The organism is Clostridioides sp. ES-S-0010-02 (assembly GCA_020641055.1).
Classification (GTDB): domain Bacteria; phylum Bacillota; class Clostridia; order Peptostreptococcales; family Peptostreptococcaceae; genus Clostridioides.
Genome location: CP067345.1, coordinates 266,948 through 283,599 on the forward strand (window position 1 = coordinate 266,948; position 16,652 = coordinate 283,599).

Sequence of the window (16,652 nt, forward strand, 5' to 3'; positions counted from 1 at the left end):
ACGTTGTATAAATAGGTCAAAATAGGAGGAATTAAAATGAGTAATAATATTAATCAAGATTTGGAGACAAAAATAATACATTGGGGACATAGTGCAGATCCAACAACAGGTGCATTAGCTACTCCAATATGTCAAACAGCAACATTTGCTGCAAAGACAGTAGAGCATTTTGAAGAGTTATGTATGACATGGGGGTATGTATATACAAGAGAGTGTAATCCGACACTTACAGAGCTAGAGGCTAAATTAGCTATGCTTGAAAATGCAGAAAGTGCTATTTCTAGTACATCAGGTATGGGAGCAATAACATCTACTATATTAGCATTAGTAAAAAGTGGAGACCATATAGTTAGTTCTGATGGAATATTCTCACATACTAAATTATTTATGTCTGAGTTGTTAGCCAAATTTGGAGTTGAAGTTACATTTGTAGATGCAGTAAACCCACAAAATGTAAAAGATGCAATGAAATCAAATACTAAGATAGTTTATATAGAAAGTCCATTAAATCCATCATTAGATTTAGTAGATATAAAAACAATAGCAGAAATTGCTCACGAAAATAAGAGTTTAGCTATTGTTGACAGCACTTTTGGTACTCCAATTATACAAAGGCCAATAGACTTAGGCGCAGACTTAGTAATACATAGTCTTACTAAGTTTATAAATGGACATGGAGATACTTTAGGGGGAGCAGTAGCAGGTTCAAAGGAATTAATAGATTTAGTTAGATGGCCAAGTTTATGTTGTTTTACAGGAGCATCTTTACCACCAATGAGTGCATGGATGATTTTAAGAGGTATGAAAACGTTAGACATGAGAATGAAAAAACACTGTGAAAATGGATTGGCAGTAGCAGAGTTTTTAGAGCAAGAAGAAAATGTAGAACTGGTAAAATATCCAGCACTAAAAACTCATCCTCAGTATGAACTTTGTAAAACTCAAATGAATGGTTTAGGTGGAGGAGTAGTTTCATTTAAACTTAAAGACGGAATAAATGGATTAACAAGAGACCAAGCTAGTAGAAAATTAATGAACTCTTTAGAACTTGCAACAATAGCAACAAGTTTAGGAGAAGAACATACATTAGTTCAAATGAATGGAGAAAATCTAATAAGAATAGCAGTAGGATTAGAGTCTGCAAATGATATAATAAATGACTTTAAACAAGCTATAGAAAAATTAAAATAAAGTTATATAAATAAAACTAGAAAATTATAAAATCTTAAGGAGACAAAATCATGGAAAACAAAAGTAATGTTAAGAGATTTTTGGTAATATTCATATTGGCATTTGGAACAACAGCTATGTATAGTTTACCATATATGAAGTCATCATTTTATGATCCAATGCAACAAGCATTAGCATTGAGTCATACGCAAATAGGGAACTTATTGAGTTTATATGGATTAGTAGGAATGGTATCTTATTTTATAGGTGGATGGTTTGCTGATAGATTTTCAGTTAGAAAACTGATAACTTTTTCTTTAATTGCTTCAGGAGCATTAGGGTTTTACTTCTCAACATTTCCATCATACAACATGATTCTTTTAATATTTGTATTATGGGGATTTACAACAATATTAACATTCTTCTCAGCTTCTGTTAAGGTTGTTAGAATGCAAGGTAGTGAATCAGAGCAAGGAAGAATATTTGGATTTTATGAAGGTTTATCAGGGGTATCAGGTACATTAATTTCTTTTATAGGTCTTTACTTCTTTGGAAAGTTTGCTGAAATAACTATTGGATTTAAGTATGTAGTATGGTTATATTCTGCAGCATCTATAATATGTGGTATACTTTTATTCTTCTTAGTAGAAGAAAAGAAAGATACTGGAGCATCAGATGAAGGATTAAGCATTAAATCATTACTAAAAGTAGTTACAATGCCAAAAGCTTGGCTGATTGGTCTTATAATATTTTCAACTTACTTAGTATTTTCAAGTTTAACTTATTTAAGCCCATACTTATCAGAAGTTTATGTAATGCCAATGACTTTAGTTTCAGCTTTATCAATAATTAGAACTTATGTTATAAAAATGGGAGCATCTCCTATTGCAGGTGTTATAACAGATAAAGTTGGTTCATCTATAAGAGTAATGTTTGTAGGATTTATATTAATGACAATAAGTACAGCAGCTTACTTAGTAATCCCTAAGAGTGCAGCACTTATATGGATAGCTGTAATAAATATGATAATACTAAGTGTAATCTTATTTGGATTTAGAGGTATATACTTTGCATCTGTTTCAGAGTCTAATATATCTTTAGAAACTACAGGAGCAGTAGTTGGATTCGCTTCATTTATAGGATTTTCTCCAGATGCATTTTACTATACAGTTGCAGGTAACTGGTTAGATAAATATGGACAAACAGGATATACGTATATATTTATTCTATCTGTAGTGTGTGCAGTTATAGGTATATTTGCCACTTATGCTTTAAATAAAATAAATAAAAAAGAAAATAAAAACTTGAATAATAAAATCGCTTAAATACTTATAATTATTTATATAACTCTACCTATTTTTTTAAAATGGGTAGAGTTGTTCATGTTTAAAATAATAATAGTTTTAGTTTAGAGATTTCATGATTGTAAAATAAATTTATAACATGTGGTATAAAGTAAGTTTAATTAAAAAATAACAGTAACTATTTAAATGTTAAAATAGAAAATTAAGACAATAATAAGAATATGGAGAGTAGATATGTTAGCATTATGGGAAAATGGAATTATAATTATATTTGCATTTCTATTGTTAGGGATAGGCTATTATTTTTCTAGAAATGTAAAAGATATGGAAAGTTATTACCTAGGAAATCGAAGTTTACCATGGTCTTTGATAGTAGGTACTTTGGTTGCCTCTTGGTATGGTGGAGTTGGTACAGTTGGCAGTGTAGAGTATGCAGCTATATATGGGATATCTGCATGGGCAGTATGGTCAATAGCTGCACATATTGGAAGAATGCCTTTAGCATTGTTGGTTGGACCAAGAATTCATATAAGAACTAATATAACAGTTCCTGATTTATTAGAAAGTTTTTATGGAAAGCAAGTTGCTATAATTGGAGCAGTTTTAATGTTTATATATTGTGCACAACTTGGAGAAATAACAGCTATGGGAACTATAGGTAATGTAGCTTGGGGAATTGATAAACAGCTAATAGGGTTTATAATGGTAGTGGTAGTAGTTATATTGACAGTTCTTGGTGGTCTTATGGGAGTTGCCATTACAGATATGGTATTGTTTTTCTGCATGGTATTTGGTCTAACTATGGTTATGCCAGGTCAATTTGACCAAATAGGTGGTTTTCAAGGTCTTACAGAAGCACTTAAAGATGCACCTCAGTTAATGCATCCTACAAAAGGTATGTCAGCAATGAAAGCATTGATGTTAATAGTATATTCATTTGGAGCTTATTCAGACCCAACGTTTTACCAAAGATTTTCAGCAGCAGATTCTCCAAAAGTTGGGAGAAGAGCTTTATTGACTTGTTTTTCTCTATGGATATGTTTTGACATGGTATTAACTATGACAGGTCTTATAGTTAGAGCCACTTATCCAGAAATGGCTCCAGCAGCTGGGTATATAACTTTAGTTTTAAATACATTGCCAGAAGGTATAAGAGTTATATTTATAATCGGAATTTTAGGTTCAATAATATCAACACTAGATAGTTATTATCTAGCAGCAGGAGCTACCTTAGCAAATGATATATATGGAAGAATTACTAAAAAAGAATTATCTCAAAAGCAATTAGTTAAATTTACTAGAATAGGTGTATGTTTAGCGGCAGTTATGGGACTTAGTGTGGCGTTTAGATTTGAAAATGTATATGATGCATGTATATTTGTAGGAAGTATTTGGATGGGTTCAGCATTTGTACCTATAGTAGGAGGTCTTCTTGGTAATGGAAGAAGAACATCTATGGGTGGTATTTTGGGAATGATTGTAGGCGGAGTAACTTTTGGTTATTTTAAAATGTTTCCAGTTCAAAGTTTTGAATTAGAACCTCTTGTTATAGCCATCCCTCTTTCATTTATTGCATGGACAATAGGAAATAGAATAGGTAAAAATTTAAATACACAAAATAATCTATAAAAAGGGAGTAGTTATTATGTCTAAATTGGTATCTAAAGTAAAAAAAGATTTGGAAATAAAATGGCTTGGTATAGATGGTTTTTTAGTACTATTATACTTTTTAATAACAGGATTTATATTTTATGGTATAGTAACTAGAAATGATATTATAGTTGGAAAGATAATCCCATATGGAGTCATGATAGCAGTAGTTATAATATTTTTTGATTATCTATATAGAGTATTTAAAATGACAGGAAAAAAAGAGGAAAGGGAATGATTTTATGGATATAAGAGCATTGCCTATAAAAATTACAAAAGATGAAGCTATAGATATAGCAAAAAGTGGAAATAATTCATTACTAAGTAGACTGATATTAAAAAATAAAGAAGTTCATGAAGTTAGACTTCATTATATAGAGTTTAAAGTCGTTACACTTAAAATTCATCAAAATAAATCTATTTTCATGAAAAAAAAACAAGCTGGTAATACAAATGAATTAAATATTTTAGTAAATGGTTCTACGGGTGCTGGCAGTATAGTACAAGAACTACCAGTGTCTGAAATTGTAAAAAATGTAGATAATGACATCATACAATATAGTGATAAGGATGAAAGGAGAGTAAAATCAAAGGCAAATAAAATGGCTATAAGATTAAGTCACAGGTTTATGGGGGGTATACCAGAGATAGAGATAGTTAAAATTAAAAGTATCTTTAGACCATACTGGGTAGTATTCTTTGGAAAAGTGGAATTAAATACAAGAGTAAGTTACTTGCCAATTGAAGCAGATGGTTTTGTTATAGGAATGTAGGATATTTTATATAAATATATTTTACACTTATTGTATAATACATATTGAGAGAAGATATAATAGCTAGTTATATACAAGTATCTTTTATACTAGATAACCTAATTTATGATAAGTGAGTTTAAGGTGTATAGGTTATAATTATGGAGGAAATTAATTCTTATGATAAACTATAAATATACAGGATTTTATATAGAAAAGCCAGTAGGAAATAATGTATTTTCATATGAAGAGAGAAAAAATAAGAGTATATATGTTCCAAAACTAATAAGTGGAACATTGGATGATGTGAAATTAGGAAACAAAGTCGTATTTAATGAAATTGATGAAAATAAAGAGATAAAAGCAACAGGATTGGAAAATATGGTCGAATATGTCCTGGGAAATAAAAGAATATATGTTTTTGATAATCATAACCATGCATTTTATTTTTGGATAAAATCTATGATGGCAAATGAATTCACAAGAGGATGTAAACTAGTACATGTAGATCAACATAAGGATACTAGAGAGCCTAAAAACTACAATGTAGATATAAATAATCTGGAGGACGTATTTAGGTATACAAATGAGGTTTTAAATGTAGGAAGTTTTATAAAACCAGCATTAAAACATAATATATTTTCAGAATTAATAATAATAGATAGCTCATATGGCTTTGATTTAGATATAGAGCCAGAGTTTGTTCTTGACATAGATTTAGATATATTTTCAGAGGATATGGACTATATACCATTTGATTTTAAACTAGAAAAGATAAAAAATCTAATTAAAAAGGCTAAAGTTGTAACAATTGCTACAAGTCCTTACTTTATAAACCAAGAGTATGCTATAAAAGTATTAAAAGAATTGTTTAATTATGATATAATGTAAGAGTTAACTTTAAATAGAATATGGTATAATCAAAAAGAAGAAACTTCCAATCTAACTAAAAGATTTTATACTATAAAAAAACTAAAAAAATATAGATATACTTAGGAGGAAAAAAGTATGAGTTTATATACTGAATGGAGAAATTTAAGTGATAACCACGAAAGTCAAGAAACAGAGGTAAAATTCTGGGAAGAATATTTAAAAGTTGAAGCTGGAATATACAATGAAATATTAAATAGTAAAATGGATGTTGTTGAAGGTAAAGTAAGTGAATTAGCTGAGAAATTTGGAACTACTAATGAATTTTTCATGGGATTCATAGATGGAATAAGTGAAAGTTTAAAAGAAGATATAGTTTTAGAAGATGTAGAAGCTGATAAAGAAGTTTCTATAAAAATAGATTGGGAAAAATTATATAACAATATGGTAACTGTTGAGGCTCATTGGCTATATAATTTACAAGGTTGGGAAGAAATATTACCAGCAGACCAAAGAAAAGAAATAATAAAAGCATACAAAAAATCTAAAACAGTAGTTAAAGAAGCAAAAATAGGAAGAAATGATTCATGCCCATGTGGAAGTGGTAAAAAATATAAGAAATGTTGTGGAAAGTAAGGTAATCTTATGTTTATTTTAAGATTTGCAGATGATGATGACAACTTATCAGTTAAAGATTTTACATCTTTAACTGATTTAAAAAAATATATTAGTGAAAATAGTATAGATAAAACATGGCATCAAATTGAAGAAGTTAAGAAAGTAATACCTAACCTAAAAGAGGAATAAAATTAAGTAACATTAAAAAGAATATTAAAAAATAGTTGTCAATAGTTGTCTATAAGGACAACTATTTCTATTTTTAGATATAAATATAAAATATACAGGGGGTATAAATATGAAATTTATTGATTTGCATTGTGATACTATAGCAAAATTAATGGAGAATGTAGAAACAAGTGAACTTAAAACTAACAAATATTCTGTTGATATAGACAGGCTGAAAAAAGGGGATTCATTGGCTCAAACATTTGCTCTTTTCGTTGATACTGAAGAAGTAAAACATCCTTTTGATTACTGTATGAGTATGGCAGATAAATTTCATAAAGAAATGAAAAAAAATAGTGATGTAATAGCTCTAGCTACTAACTATGAAGAAATTATGAAAAATCAATCAGAGAATAAGCTTACAGCGCTTTTATCTATAGAGGAAGGAGCAGTGCTTGAAGGTAGAATAGAAAACTTAAAGAAGTTTTATGATTTAGGCGTTAGAATGATGACAATAAGTTGGAATCATGTGAATGAGTTAAGCTTTCCTCATAATAATATAGAGTATAGAGAAAAAGGTCTTACAGATTTTGGTAGAGAAGTTGTACATAAGATGAATGAGCTAGGTATGCTAGTTGATGTTTCTCATATTTCAGATGGTGGATTTTATGAAATTGCAAAAATATCCTCTAAACCAATAATAGCTACACATTCAAATTCAAGAGCAATGATGAATCATACTAGAAACCTAACTGATGATATGATTAAAGTGTTGGCTAATAAAGGTGGGGTTACAGGAATTAACTTCTTCCACTTATTTTTAGGCGATAAAAGCGAAAGTAAGCTTGAAGATATGGTTAGACATATAAAACATATTGTAAATGTTGGAGGAATTGATGTTGTAGCTCTAGGCTCAGATTTCGATGGAATAGATTCAAAAGTTGAGATTGAGGATATATCTCAAATGGGTAAATTATACGAGCCTCTAAAAAAAGAAGGATTTAGTGAAGATGAAATAGAAAAAATATACTATAAAAACGCTTTAAGAGTAATAAAAGAAGTGTTATAAGAAATGTTTTTTTGACATTAGGAAACAAAGTTTTATATCGAACATAGTATAAACTAAGATAAAAATTTATTGGAGGTTTAACTATGAAGGTAGGAGACATTGTAGCTAGAAAGTCACATAACAAAGATATTGTATTTAAAATAGTCTCTTTTGGTGTAGATGAAAATAATGAAAAAATAGCTATACTAAAAGGAATTGCATTTAGAGTAATAGCAGATGCTTATATTGATGACCTTGAATTAGTAAAAGCACCTGATATAAAAGATATATTAATAGATAAAAATGTAGAAAATTTATTATATAAGTCAGTAAGAAAGGCTAAAGAGAGACAGAAAAAGATGACAAGGGCAGTTCCAAAACTTCAATTAAATTCTAACACATATGGAATGCCTGGAAAAGTATTACAAATAGATGGAGATAAAGAGTATTTAAAAATTTGTTTGGATGTATATGCTCAACTTGGAATACCTGCAGTAGGAGTAGCAGTTTCAGAGCAAAACCAGCATAAAGAAGTAAGAGCATTACTAGAAAAATATAATCCGGATATACTAGTAATTACAGGACATGATGCAATGACAGTAAAAAGAGGGGATATAGAAGATATGAATAACTATAGAAACTCTTTAAATTTTATGAAAACAGTTAGAGAAGCACGTAAATGGCAACCAAATTTGGATAATCTTGTAATATTTGCAGGAGCATGTCAGTCGAATTATGAAAAAATAATAAATGCAGGAGCGAATTATGCAAGTTCCCCTGGTAGAATAATGATACATGCTTTAGACCCTGTTTTTGTAGTAGAAAAAATTGCATGCTCAAGAATTGATGTAGTAGTACCTATTGATGAGGTTATAGAGCAGACTATCACAGGTGTTAAGGGTATTGGTGGCTCTGAAACAAGAGGGAAATTTAGATGGGCAATGCCAAAAACAATATTGCACTAACAAAAATTAACATAATTATACTGTATATATTCAAAAATAGTATTGACATTTTTGCAAAAAATATATAAAATAATTAGTTTAAACGTTTGACAAAAATGTTTATATGTGATATTATGTAAACATATAAACGTTAAAGAAGGTGATATTGTGGCTACTGTTCAAACTCTAGATAAGATAAGAGTAAGCTTAGAAAGACATATAGGAAAGAAAATATTGTTGAAAGCTAATAAAGGAAGAAAGCAGATTATTACAAAAGAGGGTATACTAGAAAAAGTTTATCCAAGCGTGTTTGTTATAAAATTAGATGATGAAAGTAATGGATATCCTAGGGTATCTTATAGTTACTCAGATTTATTAACATCTAATGTAAAGTTGCAAGTTTTTAGAGATCAAGATAAATTACAAATAAGTTAAAATTATACCTATTAAAAATAGGTGTAATTTTTTTTTTGTTCCTTAAATATAAATATAGTGTGATATTTTTATAATACTTAAGGAGGTAAACTATGGAATTAATTAAAGATGTAATTAAAATTGACAATAGAATAGACTTTGGGAAATTTCAAACATTTATTGAGGCGGAAGCAGTAGTGCCAGACAAGAAGCTAGATGTATATGAGATTGTAAAGACTGAGGGTTACATATCACTTAAAAAAATTGAGATAGCAGATGGAAAGATACTTTGTAGAGGAAGTTTTAATTACAACGTAATTTACATCGCAGACGATAAAAATACTGTTTCTAATGTAGATGGAAAAGTAGATATAAACGAAGTAATAGAAAAAGATAATGTTATGCAAGATATGGAATACATGTTATTTTCAGAGGTAGAGCATATGGACTGCACTATAATGAATGAGAGAAAGATTAAAGTAGGAGCTCTTATGAATATAAGAGGAAGTTTATTTGAAAAACAGAGATTAGATATTGTAAAGGATGTAGCGCAAGTAGAAGGCATACAAAAGCATAGAAAGGAAATTTGTTTTCAAGATATAGTGGGAATAGAAAAAGCAGAAAGTTCTATAAGAGACACTATAACTATAAATACAGAAGAAATTCAATCTATAATAAGCTTAAATCCTTGTGTTAAAGTAAAAGAAAGTAGAGTAACTGATAATAAGGTTATTATTGGTGGAGTATTAGAAATAAATCCATTGGCTTGTACATATGAGGGTGAACTTGTAGAGTTAGATAGAGTGGGTATAGAGTTCACTCAGTTTGTAGAAGTTCCTGGAGTGAGTGATGGTATGACAGAGGAAGTATTATTGTCCATGTCAGACTTTAATCATATTTTTAAACAAAATAGTGAAAGTAATACAGGTCTATTAGAAATAGATTGTATGGCTTGTTGCAAGGTAAAAGTTACAGATGAAGTAACAAGAGAGGTATTACAAGATGCATACTCTCCTCAAAAGATAATAAAATTTGACCATAAACCTATTCAATTAAATAAGACTTTAAGAAATAGTGAAGAAACATTTATGGTTAGAGAAGGAATAAGAAATGATAATGATGATATACAAATAAAAGATATTGTAAGCGTTTGTCCAACTATGTCTATAGAAAATAGCTACATTGAAGGAAATAAAAGTATTATACAAGGGATTATAAAAGTTGAAATTTTATTTATTCCAGTTGAAGGGCTAAAATTAGTTTATAAAATTAGTGAAGAAATTCCATTTGAACATGATATAGAGATGGATAACTTAACTGATACAGCATCAGTATTTAATACGGCATGTATTGATAAAATTGAGGTTGATTTGAATAGAGACCAAATAGATTTGGTTATAAAAATCAAAAGATTTACTGAAGCATTAGATAAAAAGGCAGAAAGCTTTATTGTTAAAGGTGAAGATCAAGGTGTGTATGATTTATCTAAAGCCCCAAGTATAATTGTATATATATGTAAAGAAGGAGATACTTTCTGGAATATTGCAAAAAAATACAATACAACAGAAAATGAAATTGCAGAACTCAATGATATAAAACTTGACGAAGCAATTAAGCCTGGCAAGTGTCTTATTTTAGAAAAAAAAGTCGTATTAGTAGATTAATATTAAAAAATTTAAAGTAATTAAGTATAATAGGGTATTATAATACCCTATTATTTTATTTTTTGTAGTATAATATTATTGTTAGTGATGCATTATTCTTTAAACAAGGAGGATAGAATGGATTTTATAAAACTAAAGAGCAGGGCAAAAATAAATTTATCCATTGATGTCTTAGGAAAAAGGCAAGACGGTTATCATTTTGTTGAAATGATAATGCAAACGATAGATTTATACGATATAGTAAAAATAAAGGGATTAGATAAAGATGAAATAGAGATAAAAAGCACTAGTTTAGATATCCCTTTAGATGAAGATAATATTGTTTATAAAGCTGCCAAAATACTTAAGAATAGATTTAATATAAAAAAAGGCGTAGAAGTATTCATAGAAAAAAATATTCCTGTAGCAGCAGGTATGGCTGGAGGAAGTTCCAATGCCGCCGCAGTATTAGTAGGATTAAATGAATTATGGAAACTTGAGTTATCTGAAGATGAATTAAAAGACATCGGATTTAACTTGGGAGCAGATGTTCCATTTTGTATATCAGGAAGGCCTGCTTTAGCTCAAGGTGTTGGAGAAAAACTAACAGATATTAAAGGTTTACCATGTGATATAAGTATTTTAATATGTAAACCAGAATTATTTGTTTCTACAAAAGAAGTTTATCAAGGGTTAGATTTGAATAATATTAAAAAAAGACCTAATAATAAATATTTGATGGAGTGTTTAAATTCAGAAGACATAAAAGCTGTATCAGAAAATATGGTAAATGTTCTTGAAAATGTTACTATAAGTAAATATGAAGAGATAAATAATATAAAGCAAGTTATGATGAAAAATAATGCTTTAGGTTCTATGATGAGTGGAAGTGGTCCTACAGTTTTTGGATTATTTGAAAGTAAAGAAGATGCTCTAATTGGAAAAAAAGAATTATTAAAAAAATATAAACAGGTATATGTTGTTAACAGCAGTCAAAAAGGGGTTGAAATTTGTGGAGAATTTAACTAAACTGAACTTGGATAATTACAAGCCATTAAGAGATGTAGTCTTCGAAAATTTAAGAGAGGCAATCTTAGAAGGGAAATTAAAGCCTGGTCAAAGGCTGATGGAAGTACAACTAGCAGAACAATTAGGAGTAAGTAGAACTCCAGTAAGAGAGGCAATAAGAAAGCTTGAATTAGAAGGTTTAGTTGTTATGTTGCCTAGAAAAGGTGCATATGTAGCAAATATGTCATTAAAGGATCTTCTAGATGTATTAGAGGTAAGAGCAAGCTTAGAAGGTCTAGCAGCGTCTCTTGCTGCTGAAAGAATTGGTGATGATGATATAAAAAAACTTAAGGATATATCAGAAGCGTTAAAAAAAAGCATTTTGGAATCAGATTTAGATGCACTATTGAAACAAGATGTAGAATTTCATGAATGTATATTTAAAGCAACAAACAATAAAAAGTTAATCCAATTGATAAACTCCTTATGGGAACAAGTGTATAGGTTTAGAGTTACTTATATGTCTGATTACGACTCATCGCTTAATATTGTTGAAGAACATAGATTTTTACTTGATGCCATAATAAAAGGTGATAGTGAGTTGTCTAAGAAATATGCTACAGAGCATATAGAAAAAGCAGAACAATTTATGATAGATAAGGCTATGATGAATAAAGACTTATAAAATTTAAAAAACTACTTTGAAATGTTTATAAACATTTCAAAGTAGTTTTTTTATTGATATTGAAAATATTATGAATAAATTAAATTTAAATGGACATAATTGATGATATAAATTTATCTTGAGGGGGATTTTTCAATGAGAAAAATTAAAGTTAGGTTGGGAATATTAATATTAAGTCTTATATCAGTCATATCAATAATGACGATAGTAATAAATGGTGAAGTAAAAAAAATTGATAATATATCAAAAGACTATAAAGATAAATTAATAAGATTTCATGTCATAGCAAATAGTAATACAGATGAAGATCAAGAACTTAAATTAAAAGTTAGGGATGAAGTAGTAAAATATTTACAACCAAAACTACAAAACTCAAAAAGTATAGAGGAAAGTGAAGCTATTATAAAAAAAGAATATAGTACTCTGGAAGAAATAAGTAAAAATATTATTCTTGAAAATGGATATAATTACAGTGTAAAGGTAGGTATACAATATAGTAACTTTCCTACAAAACAATATTCTAATATAGTTCTTCCAGCAGGTGAATATAAAGCATTAAAAATTATAATTGGAAAAGGTGAAGGAAAAAACTGGTGGTGTGTTATGTTTCCTCCATTATGTTTTGTTGATGAGTCTAATGGAGTTATAGACAAATCTACAGATGATAAGTTAAAAGAAGTTTTAACTGACAAGGAATATAAGCTAATAAAACAAGACACACCAAAGAAAACAAGCAGAGTAAAAATCAAGTTTAAAGTAATTGAAGTAGTAAAGGATTTAGAAGAAAAATTTTAAAAAAATAAAATTATAAGGAGTGGTTTTAATCATGGACAGGTGGAGTAAACTGATAGCTATATTACTAGCTTTAACCTATATATTTATGCCTATTAAAGAGGTATATGCAGATGAGCCAACAGAGACAGCTAAGAAAGTAAACAAACAAGAAAAAAATGTAGCAAAAAAGGAAGTAATAAATTTATCTGATAATGATTTAATGTTACTGTCTAAATTGGTTGCAGGTGAAGCTAGAGGAGAAAGCTATGAGGGACAGGTTGCTGTAGCAGCTGTAGTAATAAACAGAGTATTGGACCCTAGATTTCCAGATTCAATAGAGGAAGTTATATATCAGAAGAATGCTTTCTCAGTTGTGCTTGATGGTTCAATAAACAAGACACCAACAGATTCAGCATGTAAAGCAGCTAAAGAAGCTCTTTATGGAACTGACCCAACAAATAAAGCAGTATATTTCTGGAACCCAGAAATAGCCACTTGCAAATGGATAAATAGACTAAATCCATATCTGAGAATAGGGAATCATGTGTTTGCAAAATAAATTTAAATTTTTGAGTACTGAGAGGAGTTGTCTTTTTCTAGAAATTATTTTCTAATTTGAGATAGCTCCTTTATTTTTTGTTTAAAATAAACTATAATAATCATTTAGGTAATAATATATTAACTGTGAATATAAAAATAAATTTTAGCGATAAATAAGATGTTGTTAAACACAAAAATGTAAAGTAGGTGTTGTATAAAAATGAGCAATAGACCAATAGGAGTTTTTGATTCGGGATTAGGCGGATTGACGGTTTTGAAAGAAATAATGAAGATATTACCAAATGAGGATATAATATATTTTGGAGATACTGCTAGAATACCATATGGTTCGAGATCTAAGGAGACTATAATTAAATATACTTTTCAAGCTATAAATTTTCTAAAAACTAAGGATGTAAAAGCTATAGTTATAGCTTGTAATACTGCTACTGCGAGAAGTTTAAAAGAGGCTCAAGAAAAATATGATATACCAATAATAGGAGTTATAGAAGCCGGTGCTAGGACAGCTGTAAGTTCCACTAAAAACAAGACTGTAGGTATAATTGGAACAGAAGGAACTATAAGTTCAAAGGCATATAATTTAGAAATATCTAAAATAGATAAAAATATAGAAATTGTTAATAAAGCATGTCCTTTATTTGTACCAATTGTTGAAGAAGGATGGGCTAACACAGAAGTAGCTAAGTTAACAGCAAAGATATATCTACAAGAATTAAAAGATAAGAATATAGACTCTTTGGTATTAGGATGTACTCATTATCCTATTTTAAAGAGAACAATAGGTGAAGAGGTTGGAGAACACATAAAATTGGTTAATCCAGCTAAAGAGACAGCTAAAGATTTAAAAAAGATTTTAGAAGAAAGAAACATTATAAATAGCAAAGAAGCTCATGGAATTTATCAATATTATGTATCAGACATACATGAAAAATTTTCAGATATAGCGAAAGAATTTTTAAAGAAAAAAATTGATAAAATTCAAAAAGTGGAGATACAAAAATATTAGTTTATATGAAGAAGTCTATGGAGGAAAAATCGTTGAGTGTAAAAATAAGCATAAATACTAGACAATATGATGAAAAAGGTAATATGGACACCATAGAGATGACTACTTTTGGTAAAATTTTTTATAAAAATGATGGAATATATGTTATTTACAAGGAAAAAGAAGACAATATAGAAATAACTAATACTATAAAAATACTTAAAAATGAAGTTAGTATTAAAAAGTTTGGTTCTATTAATTCAACTATGATGTTTAAATGTGGAGAAAGCAGTACTACAAAATATGTAACCCCACAAGGTACCTTATTAATTGATATTGACACAAGAGAATTGGATATAAATATACAAGAAGGGGAACACATAAAATTGAAAATAGACTATAATATAAAGATACAAGATTTATTTTTAGGTAGAAACAAAATAGATATATACATAGATATTAAATAATAACTATAGCTATTTTCCAGAAATTTTATAAAGGTAGTGAAAAAACTACCTTTTATTTAATTTATTTGGTATTATTATATTTATATTAAACTTTAATTTCTTAAAATTGATACAAGGGTTTAGCGTTTTTTTATAGAAAGTATACTTAAAAGTGAATAAAACTAAGTGTAAGAGGGATAAATATGATATTTGATAAGGTACTAAGTACTATAAATAAACATAATTTAATACAAAAAGGCGATAAAATAGTTTTGGGTCTTTCTGGAGGACCTGATTCAGTTTGTTTATTGCATGTACTAAATAGATTAAAAAAAGATTTTAATATAGAAATATATGCAGCACATTTAAATCATCAAATAAGAGGAATAGAAGCTCAAAAAGATGCATTATATGTATCTAAGCTTTGTGAGGATATGGGAATTGTATTCTTTGTAAAGTCTATTAATGTACCAAAATATTGTGAAAATGAGGGGTTATCATTAGAAGAAGGAGCAAGGAAGCTAAGATATGAAATGTTTTATGAAATTAAGGATAAGATTAAAGCTAACAAAATAGCTATAGGCCATAATCTCAATGACCAAGCTGAGACTGTCATGATGCGTATTATGAGAGGAACAGGTCTTAAAGGGTTAAAAGGAATTGATTATATTAGAGATAACTGTATAATTAGACCAATCTTGGATGTAGAGAGAATAGATATAGAGGAATATTGTAAGGCTCATAATTTAAATCCTAGAATAGATAAAACAAATTTAGAAAACATATACACTAGAAATAAAATAAGGTTAGACCTTTTACCATATATGAAGGATAATTTTAATTCAAATGTAATAGAATCTATAGTGAGGATGAGCAATAGCTTAAAAAGTGACAACGATTATATTGAGAAAGAGGCAGAAGCTAAATTTAGAGAAGTTTCAAATATAAAAGAAAAGAGCTTTGTAGAGATAAATTTAGAAGATTTTATTTGCTTACATGATGCTATCAAAGTTAGGGTTCTTAGAAATTCTATAAAACATATACTAGGAGATACTAATTTTGTTGATCAAAAACATATAGAGGACATAATGTCTTTAGAAAGTGATTCAAAAGTAAATAAAATGATAACTCTTCCGAGAAATATATTTGTTTATAGAAAAAAAGACAGTATAATATTAACCAATGAGGAAATTGTTAGTGAGGAAATTGAATTTTATTACAATATACCTAGTAATGGGTTTATAAAAATAAAAGAATTAAAACAAATTATTGAGACCCAAGTAATGAGTATAGATAGGTATAAGAGTATGAAATTAGACAATTCATCTAAAGGGTTTGATTTTAATAAGGTAAAAGGGGGTATAGTAATAAGGAGCAGAAGGCAAGGTGATAAGATAAAACTTGCTATGGGAAGTAAAAAAGTGAAGGATTTATTCATAGATTTAAAAATCCCAAGAGAAGAAAGATGTAAAATTCCTATAATCACAGATAGTGAAGGAATAATATGTGTTGGAGATTATAAAATCAGTGAGAATTATAAAATTGATGAAAGCACAAAAGAAGTATTAAAAATTAATTTTAACAAATTATAGGGCAAAGCAATGTATGAAAG

19 protein-coding genes are annotated in these 16,652 nt (G+C 28.6%); all 19 read left to right on the forward strand.

The window, feature by feature from the left end:
- The first annotated feature begins 36 nt into the window (after positions 1–36).
- The 19 genes from JJC01_01680 to tilS all read left to right on the forward strand — a co-directional run bounded on the left by JJC01_01680 (position 37) and on the right by tilS (position 16,632).
- Positions 37–1,191: an aminotransferase class I/II-fold pyridoxal phosphate-dependent enzyme gene (locus tag JJC01_01680; protein UDN58605.1), complete on the forward strand. Its 1,155-nt coding sequence runs from the start codon at positions 37–39 to the stop codon at positions 1,189–1,191.
- Positions 1,192–1,241: 50 nt separating this feature from the next.
- The gene (locus JJC01_01685) at positions 1,242–2,495 is read left to right on the forward strand and encodes an MFS transporter (GenBank protein UDN58606.1); all 1,254 of its coding nucleotides are present in this window, start codon (positions 1,242–1,244) and stop codon (positions 2,493–2,495) included.
- A 213-nt stretch (positions 2,496–2,708) separates the two neighbouring features.
- Positions 2,709–4,103: a sodium:solute symporter family protein gene (locus JJC01_01690; GenBank protein UDN58607.1), complete on the forward strand. Its 1,395-nt coding sequence runs from the start codon at positions 2,709–2,711 to the stop codon at positions 4,101–4,103.
- A 16-nt stretch (positions 4,104–4,119) separates the two neighbouring features.
- Positions 4,120–4,362: a hypothetical protein gene (locus tag JJC01_01695; protein UDN58608.1), complete on the forward strand. Its 243-nt coding sequence runs from the start codon at positions 4,120–4,122 to the stop codon at positions 4,360–4,362.
- A gap of 4 nt (positions 4,363–4,366) precedes the next feature.
- Positions 4,367–4,897: a hypothetical protein gene (locus JJC01_01700; GenBank protein ID UDN58609.1), complete on the forward strand. Its 531-nt coding sequence runs from the start codon at positions 4,367–4,369 to the stop codon at positions 4,895–4,897.
- 159 nt (positions 4,898–5,056) lie between these two features.
- Entirely contained in the window at positions 5,057–5,767 is a 711-nt protein-coding gene (locus JJC01_01705) for a UPF0489 family protein (GenBank protein ID UDN58610.1), read from the forward strand.
- Between the two features lie 117 nt (positions 5,768–5,884).
- Positions 5,885–6,382 carry an SEC-C domain-containing protein gene (locus tag JJC01_01710; protein ID UDN58611.1) on the forward strand — a complete coding sequence of 166 codons (498 nt, stop codon included), beginning with the start codon at positions 5,885–5,887 and terminating at the stop codon, positions 6,380–6,382.
- Between the two features lie 9 nt (positions 6,383–6,391).
- Positions 6,392–6,553, forward strand: a complete 162-nt coding sequence (locus JJC01_01715) for a hypothetical protein (GenBank protein ID UDN58612.1) — start codon at positions 6,392–6,394, stop codon at positions 6,551–6,553.
- Between the two features lie 109 nt (positions 6,554–6,662).
- Positions 6,663–7,601 (forward strand): dipeptidase, encoded by a 939-nt coding sequence (locus JJC01_01720; GenBank protein UDN58613.1) that lies wholly within the window; start codon positions 6,663–6,665, stop codon positions 7,599–7,601.
- 83 nt (positions 7,602–7,684) lie between these two features.
- The gene (yabG, locus tag JJC01_01725; protein UDN58614.1) at positions 7,685–8,545 is read left to right on the forward strand and encodes a sporulation peptidase YabG; all 861 of its coding nucleotides are present in this window, start codon (positions 7,685–7,687) and stop codon (positions 8,543–8,545) included.
- Between the two features lie 147 nt (positions 8,546–8,692).
- Entirely contained in the window at positions 8,693–8,959 is a 267-nt protein-coding gene (locus JJC01_01730) for a Veg family protein (protein UDN58615.1), read from the forward strand.
- A gap of 92 nt (positions 8,960–9,051) precedes the next feature.
- A complete protein-coding gene (locus JJC01_01735) occupies positions 9,052–10,602 on the forward strand; it encodes a DUF3794 domain-containing protein (GenBank protein ID UDN58616.1) in 1,551 nt (516 codons plus the stop codon).
- A 117-nt stretch (positions 10,603–10,719) separates the two neighbouring features.
- Positions 10,720–11,610, forward strand: a complete 891-nt coding sequence (locus tag JJC01_01740) for a 4-(cytidine 5'-diphospho)-2-C-methyl-D-erythritol kinase (GenBank protein ID UDN58617.1) — start codon at positions 10,720–10,722, stop codon at positions 11,608–11,610.
- The gene (locus JJC01_01745) at positions 11,558–12,274 is read left to right on the forward strand and encodes a GntR family transcriptional regulator (GenBank protein ID UDN58618.1); all 717 of its coding nucleotides are present in this window, start codon (positions 11,558–11,560) and stop codon (positions 12,272–12,274) included. The genes JJC01_01740 and JJC01_01745 overlap by 53 nt, the downstream gene beginning before the upstream one ends.
- A gap of 135 nt (positions 12,275–12,409) precedes the next feature.
- Positions 12,410–13,069 (forward strand): stage II sporulation protein R, encoded by a 660-nt coding sequence (spoIIR, locus tag JJC01_01750; GenBank protein ID UDN58619.1) that lies wholly within the window; start codon positions 12,410–12,412, stop codon positions 13,067–13,069.
- 31 nt (positions 13,070–13,100) lie between these two features.
- Positions 13,101–13,607: a cell wall hydrolase gene (locus JJC01_01755; GenBank protein ID UDN58620.1), complete on the forward strand. Its 507-nt coding sequence runs from the start codon at positions 13,101–13,103 to the stop codon at positions 13,605–13,607.
- A gap of 201 nt (positions 13,608–13,808) precedes the next feature.
- The gene (locus tag JJC01_01760) at positions 13,809–14,615 is read left to right on the forward strand and encodes a glutamate racemase (protein ID UDN58621.1); all 807 of its coding nucleotides are present in this window, start codon (positions 13,809–13,811) and stop codon (positions 14,613–14,615) included.
- 17 nt (positions 14,616–14,632) lie between these two features.
- A complete protein-coding gene (locus tag JJC01_01765) occupies positions 14,633–15,061 on the forward strand; it encodes a DUF1934 domain-containing protein (GenBank protein ID UDN58622.1) in 429 nt (142 codons plus the stop codon).
- Between the two features lie 182 nt (positions 15,062–15,243).
- Complete coding sequence (tilS, locus tag JJC01_01770) at positions 15,244–16,632, forward strand: tRNA lysidine(34) synthetase TilS (protein UDN58623.1); 1,389 nt, start codon at positions 15,244–15,246, stop codon at positions 16,630–16,632.
- The last annotated feature ends 20 nt before the right edge of the window (positions 16,633–16,652 follow it).

Coding starts and splice junctions, on each gene's coding strand:
- JJC01_01700 (UDN58609.1), top strand. CDS start 4,367: ATGGATATAAGAGCATTGCCTATAAAAATTACAAAAGATGAAGCTATA.
- JJC01_01740 (UDN58617.1), top strand. CDS start 10,720: ATGGATTTTATAAAACTAAAGAGCAGGGCAAAAATAAATTTATCCATT.
- JJC01_01760 (UDN58621.1), top strand. CDS start 13,809: ATGAGCAATAGACCAATAGGAGTTTTTGATTCGGGATTAGGCGGATTG.
- JJC01_01720 (UDN58613.1), top strand. CDS start 6,663: ATGAAATTTATTGATTTGCATTGTGATACTATAGCAAAATTAATGGAG.
- JJC01_01680 (UDN58605.1), top strand. CDS start 37: ATGAGTAATAATATTAATCAAGATTTGGAGACAAAAATAATACATTGG.
- JJC01_01755 (UDN58620.1), top strand. CDS start 13,101: ATGGACAGGTGGAGTAAACTGATAGCTATATTACTAGCTTTAACCTAT.
- JJC01_01695 (UDN58608.1), top strand. CDS start 4,120: ATGTCTAAATTGGTATCTAAAGTAAAAAAAGATTTGGAAATAAAATGG.
- JJC01_01710 (UDN58611.1), top strand. CDS start 5,885: ATGAGTTTATATACTGAATGGAGAAATTTAAGTGATAACCACGAAAGT.
- yabG (UDN58614.1), top strand. CDS start 7,685: ATGAAGGTAGGAGACATTGTAGCTAGAAAGTCACATAACAAAGATATT.
- JJC01_01705 (UDN58610.1), top strand. CDS start 5,057: ATGATAAACTATAAATATACAGGATTTTATATAGAAAAGCCAGTAGGA.
- JJC01_01745 (UDN58618.1), top strand. CDS start 11,558: ATGTTGTTAACAGCAGTCAAAAAGGGGTTGAAATTTGTGGAGAATTTA.
- spoIIR (UDN58619.1), top strand. CDS start 12,410: ATGAGAAAAATTAAAGTTAGGTTGGGAATATTAATATTAAGTCTTATA.
- JJC01_01690 (UDN58607.1), top strand. CDS start 2,709: ATGTTAGCATTATGGGAAAATGGAATTATAATTATATTTGCATTTCTA.
- JJC01_01685 (UDN58606.1), top strand. CDS start 1,242: ATGGAAAACAAAAGTAATGTTAAGAGATTTTTGGTAATATTCATATTG.
- JJC01_01765 (UDN58622.1), top strand. CDS start 14,633: ATGGAGGAAAAATCGTTGAGTGTAAAAATAAGCATAAATACTAGACAA.
- JJC01_01715 (UDN58612.1), top strand. CDS start 6,392: ATGTTTATTTTAAGATTTGCAGATGATGATGACAACTTATCAGTTAAA.
- tilS (UDN58623.1), top strand. CDS start 15,244: ATGATATTTGATAAGGTACTAAGTACTATAAATAAACATAATTTAATA.
- JJC01_01735 (UDN58616.1), top strand. CDS start 9,052: ATGGAATTAATTAAAGATGTAATTAAAATTGACAATAGAATAGACTTT.